Here is a 19,426-nt window from a genome sequence, read left to right on the forward strand (position 1 = left end):
TTTGATTTTCACCGGCCACCCGGCCGGCCGAGGCGCCGCTTGCGTCACGCAGCCTTGAAGCCTCCGCACGCCGGGGAACCGGGCGCGCGGCTCACTGGCAAGCCGGGCTGAGTCCCGCGTTGTTCTCCGTTAACATGAGGGGCATTCCGTCCGCTCGCGAAACTGCGCAAACCGCCTTGCTGGCTGCGTTCCACGCTTTTTTCATCGAATGAACGTTACCTCTTGATTTGGATTGTAGTTAAACTACAATTCAGTGTCAAAAAAAATTTTATCGGACTACGGCCGCCCGATCGCCCACGCAGACGGACACCCGTTGTACCCTGCAGCGGCCCCCCAGGATTCTGACTGAGACTCATGCAAACCCAGATCGATTCAGGTTTCACGTTCGTGCTCTTCGGCGCCACCGGCGACTTGTCGATGCGCAAGATCCTCCCCGCCCTGTATGAAGCGCACCGTTCAGGCATGCTCGCGGAGTCCGGCAAGATCGTGGGCGTCGCGCGCCACGAAGAGGATCGCGCCGCGTACATCCAGTGGGTCGACGAGCACGTCAAGCCGCACGTGAAGAAGAACGGCGGCTTCGACGACAACGCCTGGGCCAGCTTCCTCGAGCGCATCGTCTACGTGAAGCTCGACCTCTCGCGCGCCGAAGACTTCACGCATCTGCGCGACGGCATCGCGTCGCTGCCCGGCATCCGCGTGTTCTATCTGGCGACGGGCCCGTCGCTGTTCGTGCCGATCTGCCGCGCGCTTGCCGCCGTGGGCCTGAACGAAAACTCGCGCATCGTGCTGGAAAAGCCGCTCGGCTACGACCTCAAGTCGTCCAACGCGATCAACGACGCGGTGGGCGAGATCTTCGCGGAAGGCCAGATCTACCGCATCGACCACTACCTCGGCAAGGAGCCGGTGCAGAACCTGCTCGCGCTGCGTTTCGGCAACGCGCTTTTCGAGCCGCTGTGGCGTCGCGAATGGGTCGAGAGCATCCAGATCACGATTGCCGAAGAACTGGGCGTCGAAGCGCGCGGCGACTTTTATGACAACACTGGCGCGCTGCGCGACATGGTGCAAAATCACCTGTTGCAGCTGCTTTCGATCGTCGCCATGGAGCCGCCGCATTCGATGGATTCGGATTCGGTGCGCGACGAAAAGCTGCGCGTGCTGCGCGCGCTCAAGCCGATCAATCCGCTCGACATCAGCAAGGTCGCCGTGCGCGGGCAGTACCATGCGGGCGTGATCCGCGGCCAGGCGGTGCCGGGCTATGCGACCGAGCATGGCGTGAAGCCCGAGAGCCACACGGAAACCTTCGTCGCGCTCAAGGTGGAGATCGAGAACTGGCGCTGGGCGGGCGTGCCCTTCTTCCTGCGCACCGGCAAGCGCCTTGCCGACCGCGTGGCCGAGATCGTCGTGAACTTCCGTCCGGTGCCGCATTCGGCGCTCGGTGCGCCGGCGCTGCGCCCGGGCGCGAACCGCCTCGTGATCCGTCTGCAGCCGAACGAGAACATCCGCCTCTACTGCCTCGCGAAGCAGCCCGGCGAAGGCATGAATCTCGCGAGCGTGCATCTGGACCTCGCGTTCGACCAGTTCTTCCGCGAAGGCCAGATGGAGGCCTACCAGCGCCTGCTGCTCGACGTGATCAACGGGCGCCTCGCCCTCTTCGTGCGCCGCGACGAGCAGGAGGCGGCATGGACGTGGGTCGAGCCGATCCTCAACGAGTGGGCGGCAACGCCGCGCGCGCCCAAGCCGTACGCGGCCGGCACATGGGGTCCGGCGGCTTCGAGCGCGATGCTCGCGCAGCATGGCACCTGCTGGCTCGAAGAAGAGAATTGATGGGATTGCATGGCGGTACGCTCAGCGAGCGCGACGCCGGACCGGACAGATGAACTACCCCGTAGATCTACAAAAAAGCAGCATGGAGGAGAAGTGATCGAGCTTCACGTATTCGACGACCCGCGCGTCCAATCCGACGCGCTGGCGCGAGCCGTGGGCGACGCGCTACATGCGTCGCTCGCCGCTCAGCAGGCGGCGCCCGGTACTGCCGCGCGCCGGGCCACGCTCGCCGTCTCCGGCGGCACGAGCCCCCGCCCGTTCCTCGAGGCCCTCTCGACGCACCGTTTCGACTGGGCGCACATCGACGTCACGCTCGTCGACGACCGCTGGGTGCCCGACACCGACTCCGCGAGCAACGCGCGTCTCGCGCGCGAGACGCTGCTCACGCACGAAGCGGCCGGCGCGCGCTTCCTGCCGCTCGTCGACGTGGCGCAGGACCTCGACGCGCATGTCGCCGCGCTCAACGCCGACCCGGCCCGCAAGCTGCCGAACGTCGCCGTGCTCGGCATGGGCGAGGACGGCCACACGGCCTCGATTTTCGCCGACGCCCCCGAATGGCACGAAGCCATCACCACGGCGCGCCCGTTCGTGGCCGTGCATCCGCAGGCAGCGCCCCATGCGCGCGTCTCGTGGTCGATGCAGGCGCTGCGCCAGGTCGACCGGCTGTTCCTGCTGATCGCGGGACAGCGCAAGCTCGAAGTGCTGCAACAGGCCGCCGCGGCCGAACAAAACAACGCCATCTCGAAGCTGGCGAACGACAAGGGAGTGAGACTCGATGTCTACTGGTGCGCCTAATAAAAACGCCCCTGGCGCAGGCCAGCACGCCGACGGTCCGAGGCTGCTCGCCGACATCGGCGGAACCAACGCGCGCTTCGCGCTGGAAACGGGTCCGGGCGAAATCGGCCAGGTGCGCGTGTATCCGTGCGCGCAGTATCCGGGCGTCGCGGAAGTGATCCAGCAGTACCTGAAGGACAACAAGATCGGCCGCGTGAATCATGCGGCCATCGCGATTGCGAATCCGGTCGACGGCGACCAGGTGCGCATGACCAATCACGACTGGACCTTCTCGATCGAAGCGACGCGCCGCTCGCTCGGCTTCGACACGCTGCTGGTCGTCAACGACTTCACCGCGCTCGCCATGGCGCTGCCCGGCCTGACCGACTCGCAGCGCGTGCAGGTTGGCGGCGGCCAGCGCCGCCAGAACAGCGTGATCGGCCTGCTCGGGCCGGGCACGGGTCTCGGCGTCTCGGGCCTGATTCCCGCCGACGACCGCTGGATCGCGCTCGGCAGCGAAGGCGGCCACGCGAGCTTCTCGCCGCAGGACGAGCGCGAAGACATCGTGCTGCAGTTCGCGCGCACGAAGTGGCCGCATGTGTCGTTCGAACGCGTGTGCGCGGGGCCTGGCCTCGAACTGATCTATCGCGCGCTCGCCGCTCGCGACAAGAAAAAGCTGCCCGCCGACCTCGGCACGGCCGAAGTCGTGAAACGCGCCCACGAGGGCGAGCCGCTCGCGGTCGAGACCGTCGAATGCTTCTGCGGCATTCTCGGCAGCTTCGCGGGCAACATCGCCATGACGCTCGGCTCGCTCGGCGGCATCTACATCGGCGGCGGCGTGGTGCCGCGCCTGGGCGAGCTCTTCACGCGCTCGTCGTTCCGCCGGCGCTTCGAGGCGAAGGGCCGTTTCGACACGTATCTCTCGAACGTGCCCACTTACGTGATCACGGCGGAGTATCCGGCGTTCCTCGGCGTGTCGGCCATTCTCGCGGAGCAGTTGTCGAATCGCGCGGGCGGCGGCTCGTCGGCCGTGTTCGAACGCATTCGCCAGATGCGCGATGCGCTCACGCCCGCCGAACGCCGCGTGGCCGACCTCGCGCTCAACCATCCGCGCTCGATCATCAACGATCCGATCGTCGATATCGCGCGCAAGGCCGACGTGAGCCAGCCCACGGTCATCCGCTTCTGCCGCTCGCTCGGCTGCCAGGGCCTCTCAGACTTCAAGCTCAAGCTCGCCACGGGCCTCACGGGCACGATTCCGGTGAGCCACAGCCAGGTGCACCTGGGCGACACCGCCACCGACTTCGGCGCGAAGGTGCTCGACAACACCGTGTCGGCCATCCTGCAACTGCGCGAGCACCTGAACTTCGAGCAGGTCGAGAATGCGATCACGCTGCTCAACGGCGCGCGCCGCATCGAGTTCTATGGCCTCGGCAATTCGCACATCGTCGCGCAGGACGCGCACTACAAGTTCTTCCGCTTCGGCATCCCGACCATCGCCTATGGCGACCTGTACATGCAGGCCGCTTCCGCCGCACTGCTCGGCAAGGGCGACGTGATCGTGGCCGTCTCGAAGTCGGGCCGCGCGCCGGAACTGCTGCGTGTGCTCGACGTCGCCATGCAGGCGGGCGCGAAGGTAATCGCGATCACGTCGAGCAACACGCCGCTCGCGAGACGCGCGACCGTTGCGCTCGAAACCGATCACATCGAAATGCGCGAATCGCAGCTTTCGATGATCTCGCGCATCCTGCATCTGCTGATGATCGACATCCTCGCGGTGGGCGTCGCGATTCGCCGTGCTTCGCCCGATGCGGATCTCGGCGACGCCGTCGAAAAGGCGCGCGAGCATGCCGACGACGACGCATCGGCCGTGCTGGACTGGTTGAGCCACGGCGCTTCGCCTACGGCGCGCGACTGAAGTCCGCTTACTCGATCGATGAAAAAAATGGGACGCCTCGGCGTCCCATTTTCGTTGCGCGCCACGTCGCGCTCACGGCGTGGCCGTTTGCACCGCCTCCGGTGCCGGCGTGCCGTGCCACTTCACGACGAGCGCGCGCCCCACCCACGTGAGCAGGCCGCACACGCCGATCGTCACGCCCATGCCGAACGGGGAGATACCCGGGAACCAGCCGACCACGGCGCTGGCGAGCGCGCCGAGGCCAAGCTGCGTCGCGCCGAACACCGCCGCTGCCGCGCCCGCGTTCTTCGGATAGCGGTACATGAGATCGGTTGCGCAGTTCGCGCCGAGCAGTCCCACCACGCTCACCACGAAGAAGAGGCCGAACACGATCGACCACAGGCCGCCCCAGCCGGTCACGCACATGAGCGCGACGAAGAGCGACGCGGCAACGCTCACGCCCGACGCAATCGACACCATGCGAAGCGTGCCGAGCCGCCCGATGAAGCGCGTGTTCAGAAAGTTGCCGAGCATGATGCCGAACACGTTCGCGCCGAAGAAGAACCCATAGTGCTGCGGCGAGACGTGGAAGTACTCGATATAGACGAACGGCGTGGCCGAAATGTAGGTGAACATCGCGGCGAACGCCATGCCGCCGCAGAGCATGTGCCCCCACACGAGCGGATCGCGCAGCAGGCGTCCGTAGGCCGCGAACGAGCGCAGCACGGCTGCGCTTTCGCGCTTTTCCGGCGGCCAGGTTTCGGGCACGCGCAGGTAGGCGGCCACGGCGCACGCGAGGCCGAAGAGCGTGAGCGCGACGAACACCACGCGCCAGCCGCCGATCAGCAGCAGCTGTCCGCCGATGAGCGGCGCGAGCAGCGGCCCGATCGCCGTGACGATCGCGACCATCGAGAGGACTTTGGCCGCGTCGGAAGGCTCGTGGGCGTCGCGCGCGATGGCCCGCGACAGCACCGAGGCCGCGCCCGCGCCGAGCGCCTGAAGAAAGCGCACGATCACGAGCTCGCCCACCGAGAACGAGAGCCAGCAGGCAATGCTGGCGAGCGTGAAGAGCGCGATGCCGCCGAGCAGCACGGGGCGGCGGCCATACGCGTCGGAAACCGGGCCGTACAGCAGCATGCCGATCGAGAAGCCGGCCATGAAGCTCGTGAGCGTCGAGGCCGCGGCGGCGGCGCTCACGCCGAACGACTGCGCGATGGCGGGCAGGCTCGGCAGATACATGTCGGTGGCGAGCGGGCCGCAGGCGGCGAGTGCGCCCAGCAACAGGATCAGCCGGCCATCGGGCCGGCGGCGCGGGGAATGGGACATGGTGTGTAGGGCGGCGGAGCGCGCGCGGCGCGCGCGGTCTCGATGTCATGGGCCGATTCATCCGTCGCTGCGGGAGCGGACGAAAGCGGACGAAACGGCAACGCGGTGCCGCCGAATTGTACCTGACGCCCCTCGCCCGCCATGCGCGGCCTCACATGCGGCGGCGTCGCGGCTTTGCGCTAAGCTGCCCGCTTTCGCTCAACTTGCCGCGTCGCCGATATGACCGCCTTCCTGCTCATCTGGAGCCCCAAGAAGTGGCCCTGGCCCGAACTGCCCGACTTCGCGCGCCGCGTGCGCGCAGGGGAAGCCGTCGCCGACACCTGGGGATGCGGCTTCGCACGCGGCATCCTGCCGGGCGACCGGGTGTTCCTGCACCGCGTCGCCAGCGAGCCGCGCGGGCTCTTCGGGTCCGGCTACGTCACGCGCGCGCCTTACGAGGTGCCGGACGCCGCGTACAAGCGCGGCTACCGGCTGTGCATCGACTTCGTCTACGACTGGCTCGTCGATGCGGGCGAAGAAGTGGTCGTCGCGCGGGACGATCTGCGGCCGCACCCGTTTTCGATCCAGACGTGGGACGCGCAGAGTTCAGGCACGGTCATCAAGCCGGTCGCCGAAGGCGCGCTGGAAAAGCGCTGGGCGGAGCTGACAGGGCGGCGGCCGATGCCGGCGCCGGCGCTCGCGGCCATGCAGGCGTGGCACGACGCGCGCATGGCATCGGCGGCGCAAGACGGATCCGCACCGGGCGTAACCCGGCCCGCGCGCAAACGAGCCGCCGTGAAAGTCGATCCGCGCGAGACGGCGGCGCCCCTCGCGCTGCCGCCAACACGCAAACGCAAGGAACCAGCGCGCTGAATCAGGCCGCCCGGGAACGCCCAAGCCAACCCGGGGCGCCGGCCCGATCCGCGCGACTCCGGTACAATTTCGGGAGCACAGCCCCATCGCCCGCGCCCTTGCGGCGCCGCCTGGGTCCGTACGCCGGCCCCTTTCGTCAGCGCCGCGCGCCACACCACTTTCGCAGGTCCAGCACTCATGTCCAGCACCCAGCCCAGCACCCAGAACCGTAACGAAGCCCTCTTCGAACGCGCCCAGCGCACCATCCCGGGCGGCGTGAATTCGCCCGTGCGCGCGTTCCGCTCGGTCGGCGGCACGCCGCGCTTCATCGAGCGCGCGCAGGGGCCGTACTTCTGGGACGCCGAGGGCAAGCGCTATATCGACTACATCGGCTCGTGGGGCCCGATGATCGTTGGCCACGTGCATCCGGAAGTGCTCGACGCCGTGCAGCGCGTGCTCGCGAACGGCTTCTCGTTCGGCGCGCCGACCGAGGCCGAGATCGAGATCGCCGAGGAAATCTGCAAGATCGTGCCGTCGATGGAGCAGGTGCGCATGGTGTCGAGCGGCACCGAGGCCACGATGAGCGCGCTGCGCCTCGCGCGCGGTTTCACGAAGCGCGACCGCATCGTGAAGTTCGAAGGCTGCTACCACGGCCACGCCGACAGCCTGCTCGTGAAGGCGGGCTCGGGCCTGCTCACGTTCGGCAACCCGACTTCGGCGGGCGTGCCGGTGGACATCGCGAAGCACACCACGGTGCTCGAATACAACAACGTCGCCGCACTCGAAGAAGCGTTCAAGGCGTTCGGCGACGAGATCGCCGCCGTGATCGTCGAGCCGGTCGCGGGCAACATGAACCTCGTGAAGGCCACGCCCGAATTCATCGGCGCGCTGCGCAGCCTCACGGCGAAGCACGGCAGCGTGCTGATCTTCGACGAAGTGATGTGCGGTTTCCGCGTCGGCCTGCGCGGCGCGCAGGCGCTCTACGGCGTCGAGGCCGACATGGTGTGCCTCGGCAAGGTGATCGGCGGCGGCATGCCGGCGGCGGCGTTCGGCGGCCGCCGCGAGATCATGGATCACCTCGCGCCCAACGGCTCGGTGTACCAGGCAGGTACGCTCTCGGGCAACCCGATCGCCGTCGCGGCGGGCTTGAAGACGCTGCAGCTCATTCAGGCGCCCGGCTTCTACGAGCAGCTCACCGCGAAGACCGCACGTCTCGCGAAGGGGCTAACGGCCGCCGCGCGCGAAACGAAGGTGCCGTTCGTGGCGGATTCGGTGGGCGGCATGTTCGGCCTCTATTTCGCGGACAAGGTGCCGGGCAGTTTCGCCGAGGTCACGAAGAGCGACATCGCGCGCTTCAACCGCTTCTTCCACCGCATGCTGGACGCGGGCGTCTACTTCGCGCCTTCGGCCTACGAGGCGGGTTTCGTGTCGAGCGCCCACGACGACACGATCCTCGACGAGACGATCGGCGCGGCGCGCAGCGCGTTCACAGCGGAAGCCGCGGCTGAAAACGTGACGCAATAAGGCATTACGCCATCGACCGCCGGCGCAGCGCGCGCCTCGCCGGCCCCCATCCGACCGCCGCCCGGGAGAAAGCCCGACGATGTTTTCGCAATCCGATTTCGTCCACATGGAGCGTGCGCTCGCGCTCGCGCAGCGCGGCCTGTACACGACCGACCCGAACCCGCGCGTGGGCTGCGTGCTGGTGAAGGACGGCGTGGTGATCGGCGAAGGCTACACGCAGCCGGCTGGCCAGGATCACGCCGAAATCCAGGCGATGAAGGACGCCCGCGCGCGCGGCCACGACCTGCGCGGCGCGACGGCCTATGTGACGCTCGAGCCGTGCAGCCACTTCGGCCGCACGCCGCCTTGTGCGAATGCGTTGATCGAAGCGAAGGTCGGGCGCGTAATCGCGGCGATGGAAGACCCGAATCCGCTCGTGTCCGGGCGCGGCCTGTCGATCCTGCGCGACGCCGGGATCGACGTGCGTTGCGGCCTCCTCGCCAACGAGGCGCGCGAGCTGAACATCGGCTTCGTTTCGCGCATGACGCGCAAGCGCCCATGGGTGCGCATGAAGGTGGCGGCATCGCTCGACGGCCGCACGGGCCTGCCCTCGGGCGAAAGCCAATGGATCACCGGTGAAGCCGCACGCGCCGACGGTCACGCCTGGCGCGCACGCGCCTCGGCCATCCTGACGGGTATCGGCACGGTGAAGGAAGACGATCCGCGCATGACCGTGCGCGCCGTCGACACGCCGCGCCAGCCGAGGCGCGTGCTGATCGACAGCCGGCTCGACGCCTCGCCGCTCGCGCAGATCTTCGTCGGCGCGCCGACGCTCGTGTTCTGCGCGGCACTCGACGCGAGCAACGAAGAACGCGCCGAAGCGCTGCGCGTGCGCGGCGCCGAAATCGTTGCGCTCGGCAACGAGCAAGGCAAGGTCGATCTGCCGGCCATGCTCGCGGAACTCGCTGCGCGCGGCGTCAACGAACTGCACGTGGAAGCCGGCTACAAGCTCAACGGGTCGCTCCTGCGCGAAGGCTGCGTGGACGAACTGCTCGTGTACGTGGCGCCGTCGCTGCTCGGCACGAACTCGCTCGGCATGATCGACATCGCGGCTCCCGCGACGCTCGACGAGCGCACGCGCCTCGCATTTCATTCCGTCGATCGTCTCGGCAACGACCTGCGCATCCTCGCGCGCGTCGTCACAACGCAAGACGCCTGACCTAACTGATGCACTGAACACAAGGAACAGCACGATGTTTACCGGAATCGTCGCGGCAGTGGGCCGCATCGAATCGATCAAACCGCTCGGCACGGGCGCCGACGCAGGCGTGCGCCTCGCCGTCAACGCAGGCAGCCTGGGCCTCGACGACGTGCAGCTCGGCGACAGCATCGCGATCCAGGGCGCGTGCATGACCGTCATCGAGAAGTCGGCAACGGGGTTCGACGTCGACGTGTCGCGCGAAAGCCTGAATCGCACCGTAGGCCTCGCGGCGACGGGCGAAGTGAACCTCGAAAAGGCACTGCGCGCGAACGACCGCCTCGGCGGCCACATCGTCTCGGGTCACGTGGACGGCCTCGGCACCGTCACGCGCTTCGCACCCGTGGGCGAATCGCACGAGTTGCGCATTCTCGCGCCGGCGGACATCGGCCGCTATCTCGCCTACAAGGGCTCGATCACCGTGAACGGCGTGAGCCTCACGGTCAACTCGGTCGACGATCGCGCGGACGGCTGTGAATTCTCGATCAACCTGATTCCCCACACCGTTGAAGTCACTACGCTCAAGCATCTTCAGGCCGGCACGAAGGTGAATCTCGAGATCGATCTGATTGCGCGGTATGTGGAGCGCATGCTCTCGGCCGAAAAGGCAGCGAATTCGGCCGCGCAGCATTAAAAGCCGCCGAACCGCCGCAATGCCTGCCCCGCACGCGCGCAAGCACGCGCGCCGGGGCGCTGATAGAATCTAGCCTTCCCTGCGCGCACGCCATACGGCGTGCCGCGCTCCCATCACCCGAATCGAACCAGGAGGCACAGTTGGCAACGATTGACACGAGCGCCGCCATGCCGATGGTCCGGGTGATGCTGCACGTTGCGTCGCGTCACGCAACCGTCCCGCTTCCAGCGCAGCCATAGCGCGTCCCGCGCGGCACGTTTCCAGGCGCCGCGCCGTATTCAGCGAATTCGAGGTCAGGCCGTCCGGCTTTGCACGCCAGGACGTGCGAAGCCCGTTTTCCGTCTTAACGCTTCATGCTTCCTTCAGGAGAGTCTTCGGGCGTCACGGCCGGAGCATGCTGTCCATGACAGAGCTAAATAACCAACCCGAATCGGGCGGACAAACGTTCCGCAAGGTCCTCGGCTTCACCTTCCGGCACTGGGCGCGCCAGCCGGCGCGCGTCACGGCCGTTGCGCTCGCCTCGCTGCTCGGCGCGCTCGCCGACGTGCTCACGCCGCACTATGCCGGCCAGCTCGTCGATGCCCTCACGCACGGCGGCGCAGCCGGCAGCGCCGCCTGGCATGCGGCGGTCGCCGCGTTCTGGGCCCTCACGGCGCTCGGGCTCGGCGGCACGCTCATGCGGCAGGCCGCGTACCGCAACATCATCACGCTGACGCTGCGCATGATGAGCGAGATCGCCACGCAGGCCTTTCACCGCGTGCAGCGCTTCTCGACGGACTGGCACGCGAACAGCTTCGCCGGCTCCACGGTGCGCAAGATCACGCGCGGCATGTGGGCGCTCGACCTGCTCAACGACACGCTGCTCGTCGCCCTCTTCCCGTCGCTCGTCATGCTGGTCGGCTCGACCATCCTGCTCGCCGTGCAGTGGCATGTGATGGGCCTCGTGGTCGGCCTCGGCTCGGCGGTGTATCTGGCGATCACGATCTCGCTGTCGCTTTTTTACGTCGCACCCTCGGCCCGGCTCGCGAACCAGTGGGATACGAAGATGGGCGGCGCGCTCGCCGATGCCATCTCGTGCAACGCCGTCGTCAAGGCGTTCGGCGCGGAAACGCGCGAAGAAGCGCGGCTCGCGCGCGTCGTCACGAAGTGGAGCAGCCGCACGCGGCGCACCTGGCAGCGCGGCACGCTCAACGGCGGCGTGCAGGGCGCGCTGCTCGTGGGCATGCAGGCGGCCATTCTCGGCGCGGCGCTGCTGCTTTGGGCACGCGGTCTCGCGAGCGTGGGCGACATCACGTTCGCGCTCACGCTGTTCTTCCTGCTCAAGGGTTATCTGCGCGACGTGGGCATGCACGTGCGCAACCTGCAGCGCTCGGTCAACGACATGGAAGAACTCGTCGCGCTCGACGCGGCGCCGCTCGGCATCGAGGACGAGCGCGATGCGCCGCCCATCGTGATCGATCAGGGCGATATCCGCTTCGAGAACATGACGTTCCGCTATGACGCGGACACGAGGCCGCTCTACGAGAACCTCACGCTGCGTATCGCGCCGGGCGAGCGCGTGGGCCTCGTCGGCCATTCGGGCTCCGGCAAAACCACGCTGATCAAGCTGATCCAGCGCCTGTACGACGTTTCCGGCGGGCGCATCACGATCGACGGCCAGGACATCGCGCGCGTGCAGCAGGCGTCGCTGCGCTCGCAGATCGCCATCGTGCAGCAGGAGCCGGTGCTGTTCCACCGCTCGCTTGCCGAGAACATCGCTTATGCCCGGCCCGGCGCCACGCACGCCGAAATCGAGCGCGCTGCGAAGCTTGCGAGCGCCCACGACTTCATCGCGGCGCTGCCGCACGGCTACGACACGCTCGTGGGCGAACGCGGCGTGAAGCTCTCGGGCGGCGAGCGCCAGCGCGTGGCGATCGCGCGCGCGTTTCTCGCGAATGCACCGATCCTGATTTTCGACGAAGCGACCTCGAGCCTCGACAGCGAAAGCGAAGTGCTGATCCAGCAGGCCATGGAGCGGCTCATGGAGGGCCGCACGACCGTGGTCGTCGCGCACCGGCTCTCGACCGTGCGCGCGCTCGACCGGCTGCTGGTGCTCGAGCGCGGACGCGTGGCGGAAGAAGGCACGCACGACGCGCTCGTGCGCCGCGAAAACGGCCTGTACCGGCGCCTGTTCGAGCGCCAGGCGCTGGAACTGACGAAGGGGCTCGCCGACGACGTGGTCCTGCGCTGAAGCGGCACGCCGCGAGCGCCATCGGCGCAAAAGGCGCTGCGTCCTCCCGCGTTCTGGGCGACGCGCCCGCCCGCGTGGCGTAAAATGTGGCCTTTCCAGCCAGAATCGCAGCCAGAATCCCAACATGACGCTCGCCTCCACCCCTGAGATCATCGCCGAGCTCAAAGCCGGCAAGATGGTCATCCTCGTCGACGAAGAAGACCGGGAAAACGAGGGCGACCTCGTCATCGCTGCGGAGTTCGTCACGCCTGAGGCCATCAATTTCATGGCGAAGTACGGCCGCGGGCTGATCTGCCTCACGCTCACCCAGGAGCGCTGCAAGCTGCTCAACCTGCCGCTCATGACCTACCGCAACGGCACGCAGTACGGCACGGCGTTCACGGTCAGCATCGAGGCCGCCGAAGGCGTCACGACCGGCATTTCCGCCGCCGACCGCGCCCGCACGATCCAGGCGGCCGTCGCGCACGACGCGCGCGCCGAGCACATCGTGCAGCCCGGCCACGTGTTCCCGATCATGGCGCAGCCAGGCGGCGTGCTCGTGCGTGCAGGCCACACCGAAGCAGGCTGCGACTTCACGGCGCTTGCCGGCCTCACGCCGGCCTCGGTGATCTGCGAAGTCATCAAGGACGACGGCACGATGGCACGCCTGCCCGACCTCATCGAGTTCGCGCAGGAGCACGGCCTGAAGGTCGGCACCATCGCGGACCTGATCCACTACCGCAGCCGCACCGAATCGATCGTCGAGCGCGTGGCCGAACGCACCATGCAAACCGCCCACGGCCCGTTCCGCGCGGTCATGTACGTCGATCACCCCACGCGCACGCCGCACATCGCCCTCGTGCGCGGCACGCCGAAGCCCGACGTCGATACGCCCGTGCGCGTGCACGAGCCGCTCTCGGTGCTGGATCTGCTCGAAACGGGTTCGTCCACGCACTCGTGGACGCTCGACGCCGCCATGCGCGAGATCGCCTCGCGCGACGTCGGCGTGATCGTCATGCTCAACTGCGGCGAACCCAAGGAACACCTGATCGACGTCTTCAAGGCGTTCGACCAGAAAGAACGCGCGGAAGCGCTCTCGCGCCGGCCGGTGGACTTCAAGACCTACGGCATCGGCGCGCAGATCCTGCGCGAACTCGGCGTGGGCCGCATGCAGGTGCTCTCGAAGCCGCGCCGCCTCGGCAGCATGTCGGGCTACGGTCTCGAGGTCACCGGCTTCGTGCCGATGCCCGGCGGCAGCGCGCAAGCGCCCTGCCCGCCGGATGCCGCCGACCCTGCCTCGTCGCGCGCCTGAAGTCGCATCGCGCTCTTTTCACGCGTCACCACGCTCAACCGAACTTACGGACACCACATGGAAATCGGACAATACCAACCGAACCTCGACGGCGACGGACTGCGCATCGGCATCGTCCAGTCGCGCTTTAACGAACCCGTCTGCAACGGCCTCGCCGACGCCTGCATCGAAGAACTCGAACGCCTCGGCGTGACGGGCGAAGACGTGCTGCTCGTCACCGTTCCGGGCGCACTCGAAATCCCGCTCGCGCTGCAAAAGCTCGCCGAAAGCGGCCAGTTCGACGCCCTGATCGCGCTCGGCGCGGTCGTGCGCGGCGAGACGTACCACTTCGAACTCGTCTCGAACGAAAGCGGCGCGGGCATCTCGCGCGTTTCGCTCGACTTCAACGTGCCCATCGCGAACGCCGTACTCACCACCGAGAACGACGAGCAGGCCGTGGCCCGCATGACCGAGAAGGGTCGTGACGCCGCGCGCGTCGCCGTGGAAATGGCGAACCTGACGGTGGCGCTGGAGCAGCTCGACGGCGGCGACGACGAAGAAGAAGACGAGGAAGACGAAGAGGAGCAGCAATGAAGAGCGCGCGCCGCCGCTCCCGCGAACTGGCCACGCAGGGGTTGTATCAGTGGCTGCTGTCGGGTGTGCCCGCCGGCGAGATCGACGCGCAACTGCGCGGTTCGCAGGGCTACGACAAGGCCGATCACGAGCATCTGGACGCGATCCTGCACGGCGTCATCCGCGAGTCGGACGAACTGTCCGCCGCCATCACGCCGTGCCTCGACCGTCCGATCGAGCAGCTTTCGCCCGTCGAACGCGCGGTGCTGCTCGTCGCGACCTACGAGTTCAAGCATCACGTCGACATTCCGTACCGCGTCGTGATCAACGAGGCGGTCGAGCTCACGAAGACCTTCGGCGGCTCGGACGGCTACAAGTACGTGAACGGCGTGCTCGACAAGCTCGCGGCGCAACTGCGCGCCGCCGAAGCGCAAAACGCCCGCAAGTCGTAAGAACGCGAGCCGCCGGGGCAAGCGGGTGCGTCTGAGCGCCCCGCCCCGCGCGCCGCGTGATCTGTCAGCACTGGAAAGACCCGCATGAACACCGTTGCCGAACCGCTGCTGCGGCTAGCCGCGCGCGTCGACGAGATCCAGCCTTTCTACGTCATGGAACTGGCGAAGGAAGCCGCGAAGCTCGAGCGTGCTGGACGCGACATCATCCACATGGGGATCGGCGAGCCGGACTTCACGGCACCCGAGCCCGTCGTCGAGGCCGCCGCCGCCGCGCTGCGCCGCGGCGTCACCCAATACACGAGCGCGCTCGGCATCCACGCGCTGCGCGAGGCGATCGCCGAGCACTATCAGCACGCGTACGGCCTCGCGGTCGACCCCGCGCGCATCGTCGTGACGGCCGGCGCCTCGGCGGCGCTCCTGCTCGCCTGCACCGCGCTCGTCGACCGCGACGACGAAGTGCTGATGCCCGACCCCTGCTATCCGTGCAACCGCCACTTCGTGGCCGCCGCGGAAGGCAAGCCGGTGCTCGTGCCGAGCGGCCCGCAAGCGCGCTTCCAGCTCACCGCCGCCGATGTCGAGCGCCTGTGGTCGCCGCGCACGCGCGGCGTGCTGCTCGCCTCGCCGTCGAACCCCACCGGCACCTCGATCGAACCCGACGAACTCAGGCGCATCGTGCAAAGCGTGCGCGCGCGCGGCGGCTTCACGATCGTCGACGAAATCTATCAGGGCCTGTCGTACGACACGCCGCCCGTCTCCGCGCTGTCGTTCGGCGACGACGTGGTGACCGTCAACAGCTTCTCGAAGTACTTCAACATGACCGGCTGGCGATTGGGCTGGCTCGTGGTGCCGCCCTCGCTGGTTGGCGCCTTTGAAAAGCTCGCGCAGAACCTGTTCATCTGCGCGTCGGCGCTCGCGCAGCATGCTGCGCTCGCCTGCTTCGAGCCGGACACGCTCGAGCTCTACGAAGGCCGGCGGCTCGAATTCAAGCGCCGCCGCGACTTCATCGCGCCGGCGCTCGAGTCGCTCGGCTTCACGGTGCCGGTGATGCCCGACGGCGCGTTCTACGTCTATGCCGACTGCTCGAACGTCGCGCACCCCTGCGCCGGCGACAGCGACGCGCTCACCCGCGCAATGCTGCACGACGCGGGCACGGTGATGGTGCCCGGCATGGACTTCGGCGTCGCCGCGCCGCACCAGTACGTGCGGCTCTCGTATGCCACGGCGTACGAGCGCCTGGAGGAAGCCGTCGACCGGCTGCATGGGCTCTTCGGACGCTGATCCGCAGTGGGCGGGAAATAGAAAAAGGCACCCGAGGGTGCCTTTTTCGTTTTGTCCGGTCTTTTAGCCCGATACTCAGGCGCCCAATTCGGACGAACCGTGCTTCTGGACCGTCGTGCTGGTGCTGGCGTCGTCCTGAGCGGAACCGCTGCTCGCGGACGACGACTTCTCGACGATCGCGTGGGCGTTGTCGAGCGTCACGTGCACGCGCTTCTCGCCGTTGATGCTCGCCACCTTCTGCGGCGCAGGCGTGCTGGCCGTGGTGGTGACGGGCGCCTGCGGTGCGTTGATCGGCACGTTGCGGCCGCGTGCGACGTCGCGCAAACGCCCGCGCTCGGCCATCACCTTGGCGCCGTAGCCACCGTCGTCGGGCGAACTCGATCCGACGTAGAGACGCAGGCCGCCCGGCAGCGAACCGCCGCGCGCGATGCAATCCTTGAGCACCAGCGCACCGACCTTGATGTTCGCGAGCGGATCGAGCGCCGCGCGCTGACCGCCGAAGTACTGGAACTTGTCCGAGTGCACCTTCGACATGACCTGCATCAGGCCTTGCGCGCCCACGCCGCTTTCGGCGTACGGGTTGAAGCCCGATTCGATCGCCATCACGGCGAGCAGCAGCAGCGGATCGAGCCCCACTTCACGGCCGGTGTCGAACGCCGCTTTCACGAGTTCGCCGACAGGCTCCTGCGCCACACGGTAGCGGCGCGCCAGATAGGTGGCGACGAGCGCCTGTTCGCGTGCCGAGACGAGCACACGGTCGTCGCGTGCGTCGGGCGTGACGCGCTGGGGCGGAATCATGCGCGCCAGCGAGCCGACGCTGGTCGGCAGGGCACGCGGATCGAGGCCGTTGAGCGTCACGGCGTCGAGCGTGGCGATGCCGCCGTTCGACACCGAGTTCGCAACCTTCGCGACCGTGCCGCCAGAGCCCGCGGGCGAAATGCCCGTGGCGCCGGCAGGGCCGGCCGCACCGGCATCCGGTGCGAGGGCCGTGGGCAGCATCGCGCCGTCGGCGTTGCCGTCGTTGTTCATTACACCGGGGGGCGCGAACGAGGGCAGCGGGTTGCCTTGCAGCAGACGTGCCGGGCCGGCCTGCACCGCCGCCGAGACGAACGGCATCACGCGGGCGGCAAGCGTGCCACGCAACGTGGGCATGAGCCAGACGGCAACAGCGAACAGAACGGCACAGCCGCCAACAATGCTGAACAGGTGATGGCTAAGGCGCGTGCCGCGACGCAGCAGCGCACGCAGGCCAAGCGCTACACGCTCGTCGGCGCGCCACCACGATAACCAGGTATTCATCTACAGATCTCCCATGTTGCATGATCCGGCTCAGGGGTCGGCACGAGGCAGACAGCCAATCGCAGGATCAAGACACCGCGCGCCCTGGCTGGTGCGACAGCGGTGTCGGGAAAACGGCAAGTTCGCCGTGGGTGGAACTCCTTTGGGGCAACAGGCACGCAATGTGCGCGCCGGGAGTTCTCACGCGAAAAGCCAGCGCGTAGGGGCGCTGACGAGGACAACCAATCTAGACCGTATGCAAGCCGTGCAGGGGTTCGGCAAAACGGCGACGCGTTGCGTCTGAAGGACCGGGAAGGTGGTTAAAAATTTCAAACCCTGCAACCAGTGTGGACGGATTCTAGCAGCCTGTTATAGATCGTCAATACTATAGATTGTCAAATCTATAACTAATTGTAATGATGAACACCGTTCAATCCGCCGAAAACCACGTGCCAAGTGCCTCTGCGGCTTGTTATGCGGATTGGCTGCCAGCGTGTGCCAACCAACACAGGTAAAATCGACAATCGTTACGCCGCGTTTCGTCCGGCTTCGGGCGCCGGCCGCGGACTACAACTGCCCTGCAACCGTCGCGCCGTCGTCCAACCCGGCCCCGAGCCGGCCGCGCGAGCCGGCCAGCGGGGCTGCTCACAGCGTTGCCAAAGACTGGCCCCCCAATGAAATACAAAGACCTGCGCGACTTCGTTGGTCGCCTGGAGACGCTCGGCGAATTGCGCCGCGTCCCGCAAGCTGTCTCTCCGGTGCTGGAAATGACCGAGCTGTGCGACCGCGTCCTGCGCGCCGGCGGCCCGGCCCTGCTCTTTGAGAACCGTTCGACGCACGCGTTCCCGGTGCTCGGCAATCTGTTCGGCACGCCCCGGCGCGTCGCACTCGGCATGGGCATCGACGCGCCGGAAAGCGGCGGCGACGGCGCCGCGCTCGGCTCGCTGCGCGACGTGGGGCGCCTGCTCTCGGCGCTCAAGGAGCCCGAGCCTCCACGCGGCCTGAAGGACGCGGGCAAGCTCCTCACGCTCGCCAAGGCCGTCTGGGACATGGCGCCGAGGACCGTGAGCGCGCCGCCCTGCCAGGAGATCGTCTGGGAAGACAACGACGTCGATCTCGCGAAGCTGCCGATCCAGACCTGCTGGCCCGGCGACGCCGGCCCGCTCGTCACCTGGGGCCTGACGGTCACGCGCGGCCCGAACAAGACGCGCCAGAATCTCGGCATCTACCGCCAGCAGCTGATCGGCCGCAACAAGCTCATCATGCGGTGGCTCGCGCATCGCGGCGGCGCGCTCGACTTCCGCGAGTTCGCGCTGAAGCACCCCGGCAAGCCGTACCCGGTGGCAGTCGTGCTCGGCGCCGACCCGGCGACGATCCTCGGCGCCGTCACGCCGGTGCCCGACACGCTCTCCGAATACCAGTTCGCGGGCCTGTTGCGCGGCGCCCGCACCGAGCTCGCGAAGTGCCTGACGCCCGGCGTCGACACGCTCCAGGTGCCCGCGCGCGCCGAGATCGTGCTCGAGGGCTTCATCTACCCGCAGGCGGGCGAGCCCGGCCCGGCGCCCGCCGGCGCACCGCCGCGCCCCGCCAGGGGCACAGGCGCCGCGTACGAACACGCGCTCGAAGGCCCCTACGGCGACCACACGGGCTACTACAACGAACAGGAGTGGTTCCCTGTCTTCACAGTCGAGCGCATCACCATGCGCCGCGATGCGATCTACCATTCGACATACACGGGCAAGCCGCCCGACGAGCCCGCGGTGCTCGGCGTAGCGCTCAACGAAGTGTTCGTGCCGCTGCTGCAGAAGCAGTTTCCCGAGATCACCGACTTCTATCTGCCGCCCGAGGGGTGCAGCTATCGCATGGCGATCGTGCAGATGAAGAAGAGCTACGCCGGGCACGCAAAACGCGTGATGTTCGGGGTGTGGAGCTTCCTGCGCCAGTTCATGTATACAAAGTTCATCGTCGTGGTCGACGATGACGTGGACATCCGCGACTGGAAGGAGGTGATCTGGGCGATCACCACGCGTATCGATCCGGCGCGCGACACCGTGCTCGTCGAGAACACGCCGATCGACTACCTCGACTTCGCTTCGCCGGTGGCCGGCCTCGGCTCGAAAATGGGGCTCGACGCCACCAACAAGTGGCCCGGCGAGACGGACCGCGAATGGGGCCGCGCAATCGAAATGGACGCAGCCGTGAAGACGCGCGTCGACCGTCTCTACGGGGAACTCGGCTTCAGCCGCAGCTGACGCGCCGCGCCCCGCGGACCCGGGGCAACCCGGCGTGAAGCCTCGG

The 19,426-nt window shown here is 67.7% G+C and carries 15 protein-coding genes; 13 read left to right on the forward strand and 2 right to left on the reverse strand.

The annotated features are described in order from the left end of the window. Nucleotides 1-354 precede the first annotated feature (354 nt). From zwf to C7411_RS10015, 3 genes are all read left to right on the forward strand, one after another. Entirely contained in the window at nucleotides 355-1,824 is a 1,470-nt protein-coding gene (zwf, locus tag C7411_RS10005) for a glucose-6-phosphate dehydrogenase (protein ID WP_110384198.1), read from the forward strand. A 93-nt stretch (nucleotides 1,825-1,917) separates the two neighbouring features. Continuing rightward, a complete protein-coding gene (gene pgl, locus C7411_RS10010) occupies nucleotides 1,918-2,619 on the forward strand; it encodes a 6-phosphogluconolactonase (protein WP_042260868.1) in 702 nt (233 codons plus the stop codon). Further along, complete coding sequence (locus C7411_RS10015) at nucleotides 2,600-4,516, forward strand: bifunctional transcriptional regulator/glucokinase (protein WP_110384199.1); 1,917 nt, start codon at nucleotides 2,600-2,602, stop codon at nucleotides 4,514-4,516. Before pgl ends, C7411_RS10015 begins: the two co-directional genes overlap by 20 nt. A gap of 72 nt (nucleotides 4,517-4,588) precedes the next feature. Here C7411_RS10015 and C7411_RS10020 read toward each other — a convergent pair whose 3' ends face one another. Then, nucleotides 4,589-5,821, reverse strand: coding sequence for a Bcr/CflA family multidrug efflux MFS transporter (locus C7411_RS10020; RefSeq protein ID WP_110384200.1), 1,233 nt, complete (start codon nucleotides 5,819-5,821; stop codon nucleotides 4,589-4,591). Between the two features lie 219 nt (nucleotides 5,822-6,040). Between C7411_RS10020 and C7411_RS10025 the strand changes: the two genes are divergently transcribed. The 9 genes from C7411_RS10025 to C7411_RS10065 all read left to right on the forward strand — a co-directional run bounded on the left by C7411_RS10025 (nucleotide 6,041) and on the right by C7411_RS10065 (nucleotide 15,850). Further along, a complete protein-coding gene (locus C7411_RS10025) occupies nucleotides 6,041-6,673 on the forward strand; it encodes a hypothetical protein (RefSeq protein WP_243413113.1) in 633 nt (210 codons plus the stop codon). A gap of 177 nt (nucleotides 6,674-6,850) precedes the next feature. After that, nucleotides 6,851-8,176, forward strand: coding sequence for a glutamate-1-semialdehyde 2,1-aminomutase (hemL, locus tag C7411_RS10030; RefSeq protein ID WP_110384201.1), 1,326 nt, complete (start codon nucleotides 6,851-6,853; stop codon nucleotides 8,174-8,176). A 79-nt stretch (nucleotides 8,177-8,255) separates the two neighbouring features. Further along, entirely contained in the window at nucleotides 8,256-9,374 is a 1,119-nt protein-coding gene (gene ribD, locus C7411_RS10035; RefSeq protein ID WP_110384202.1) for a bifunctional diaminohydroxyphosphoribosylaminopyrimidine deaminase/5-amino-6-(5-phosphoribosylamino)uracil reductase RibD, read from the forward strand. 34 nt (nucleotides 9,375-9,408) lie between these two features. Further along, nucleotides 9,409-10,047 (forward strand): riboflavin synthase, encoded by a 639-nt coding sequence (locus C7411_RS10040; RefSeq protein ID WP_110384203.1) that lies wholly within the window; start codon nucleotides 9,409-9,411, stop codon nucleotides 10,045-10,047. 403 nt (nucleotides 10,048-10,450) lie between these two features. Beyond that, complete coding sequence (locus C7411_RS10045; RefSeq protein ID WP_110384403.1) at nucleotides 10,451-12,277, forward strand: ABC transporter ATP-binding protein; 1,827 nt, start codon at nucleotides 10,451-10,453, stop codon at nucleotides 12,275-12,277. Nucleotides 12,278-12,401: 124 nt separating this feature from the next. Then, nucleotides 12,402-13,568, forward strand: a complete 1,167-nt coding sequence (ribBA, locus tag C7411_RS10050) for a bifunctional 3,4-dihydroxy-2-butanone-4-phosphate synthase/GTP cyclohydrolase II (RefSeq protein ID WP_110384204.1) — start codon at nucleotides 12,402-12,404, stop codon at nucleotides 13,566-13,568. A 57-nt stretch (nucleotides 13,569-13,625) separates the two neighbouring features. Further along, nucleotides 13,626-14,141 carry a 6,7-dimethyl-8-ribityllumazine synthase gene (gene ribH / locus C7411_RS10055; protein WP_042260854.1) on the forward strand — a complete coding sequence of 172 codons (516 nt, stop codon included), beginning with the start codon at nucleotides 13,626-13,628 and terminating at the stop codon, nucleotides 14,139-14,141. Then, complete coding sequence (gene nusB, locus C7411_RS10060; protein WP_110384205.1) at nucleotides 14,138-14,572, forward strand: transcription antitermination factor NusB; 435 nt, start codon at nucleotides 14,138-14,140, stop codon at nucleotides 14,570-14,572. The genes ribH and nusB overlap by 4 nt, the downstream gene beginning before the upstream one ends. A gap of 84 nt (nucleotides 14,573-14,656) precedes the next feature. After that, nucleotides 14,657-15,850 (forward strand): pyridoxal phosphate-dependent aminotransferase, encoded by a 1,194-nt coding sequence (locus C7411_RS10065; protein WP_110384206.1) that lies wholly within the window; start codon nucleotides 14,657-14,659, stop codon nucleotides 15,848-15,850. Nucleotides 15,851-15,925: 75 nt separating this feature from the next. Here C7411_RS10065 and C7411_RS10070 read toward each other — a convergent pair whose 3' ends face one another. Then, a complete protein-coding gene (locus C7411_RS10070; RefSeq protein WP_110384207.1) occupies nucleotides 15,926-17,149 on the reverse strand; it encodes a transglycosylase SLT domain-containing protein in 1,224 nt (407 codons plus the stop codon). Between the two features lie 653 nt (nucleotides 17,150-17,802). Here C7411_RS10070 and C7411_RS10075 point away from each other — a divergent pair. Further along, nucleotides 17,803-19,380: a UbiD family decarboxylase gene (locus C7411_RS10075; protein WP_110384208.1), complete on the forward strand. Its 1,578-nt coding sequence runs from the start codon at nucleotides 17,803-17,805 to the stop codon at nucleotides 19,378-19,380. Nucleotides 19,381-19,426: the final 46 nt, after the last annotated feature.

The sequence above is a fragment of the Paraburkholderia silvatlantica genome, from assembly GCF_003096715.1.
GTDB classification, from domain to species: Bacteria; Pseudomonadota; Gammaproteobacteria; order Burkholderiales; family Burkholderiaceae; genus Paraburkholderia; species Paraburkholderia silvatlantica.

Coding starts and splice junctions, on each gene's coding strand:
- zwf (WP_110384198.1), top strand. CDS start 355: ATGCAAACCCAGATCGATTCAGGTTTCACGTTCGTGCTCTTCGGCGCC.
- C7411_RS10015 (WP_110384199.1), top strand. CDS start 2,600: ATGTCTACTGGTGCGCCTAATAAAAACGCCCCTGGCGCAGGCCAGCAC.
- C7411_RS10020 (WP_110384200.1), bottom strand. CDS start 5,821: ATGTCCCATTCCCCGCGCCGCCGGCCCGATGGCCGGCTGATCCTGTTG.
- C7411_RS10025 (WP_243413113.1), top strand. CDS start 6,041: ATGACCGCCTTCCTGCTCATCTGGAGCCCCAAGAAGTGGCCCTGGCCC.
- hemL (WP_110384201.1), top strand. CDS start 6,851: ATGTCCAGCACCCAGCCCAGCACCCAGAACCGTAACGAAGCCCTCTTC.
- ribD (WP_110384202.1), top strand. CDS start 8,256: ATGTTTTCGCAATCCGATTTCGTCCACATGGAGCGTGCGCTCGCGCTC.
- C7411_RS10040 (WP_110384203.1), top strand. CDS start 9,409: ATGTTTACCGGAATCGTCGCGGCAGTGGGCCGCATCGAATCGATCAAA.
- C7411_RS10045 (WP_110384403.1), top strand. CDS start 10,451: ATGACAGAGCTAAATAACCAACCCGAATCGGGCGGACAAACGTTCCGC.
- ribBA (WP_110384204.1), top strand. CDS start 12,402: ATGACGCTCGCCTCCACCCCTGAGATCATCGCCGAGCTCAAAGCCGGC.
- ribH (WP_042260854.1), top strand. CDS start 13,626: ATGGAAATCGGACAATACCAACCGAACCTCGACGGCGACGGACTGCGC.
- nusB (WP_110384205.1), top strand. CDS start 14,138: ATGAAGAGCGCGCGCCGCCGCTCCCGCGAACTGGCCACGCAGGGGTTG.
- C7411_RS10065 (WP_110384206.1), top strand. CDS start 14,657: ATGAACACCGTTGCCGAACCGCTGCTGCGGCTAGCCGCGCGCGTCGAC.
- C7411_RS10070 (WP_110384207.1), bottom strand. CDS start 17,149: ATGAATACCTGGTTATCGTGGTGGCGCGCCGACGAGCGTGTAGCGCTT.
- C7411_RS10075 (WP_110384208.1), top strand. CDS start 17,803: ATGAAATACAAAGACCTGCGCGACTTCGTTGGTCGCCTGGAGACGCTC.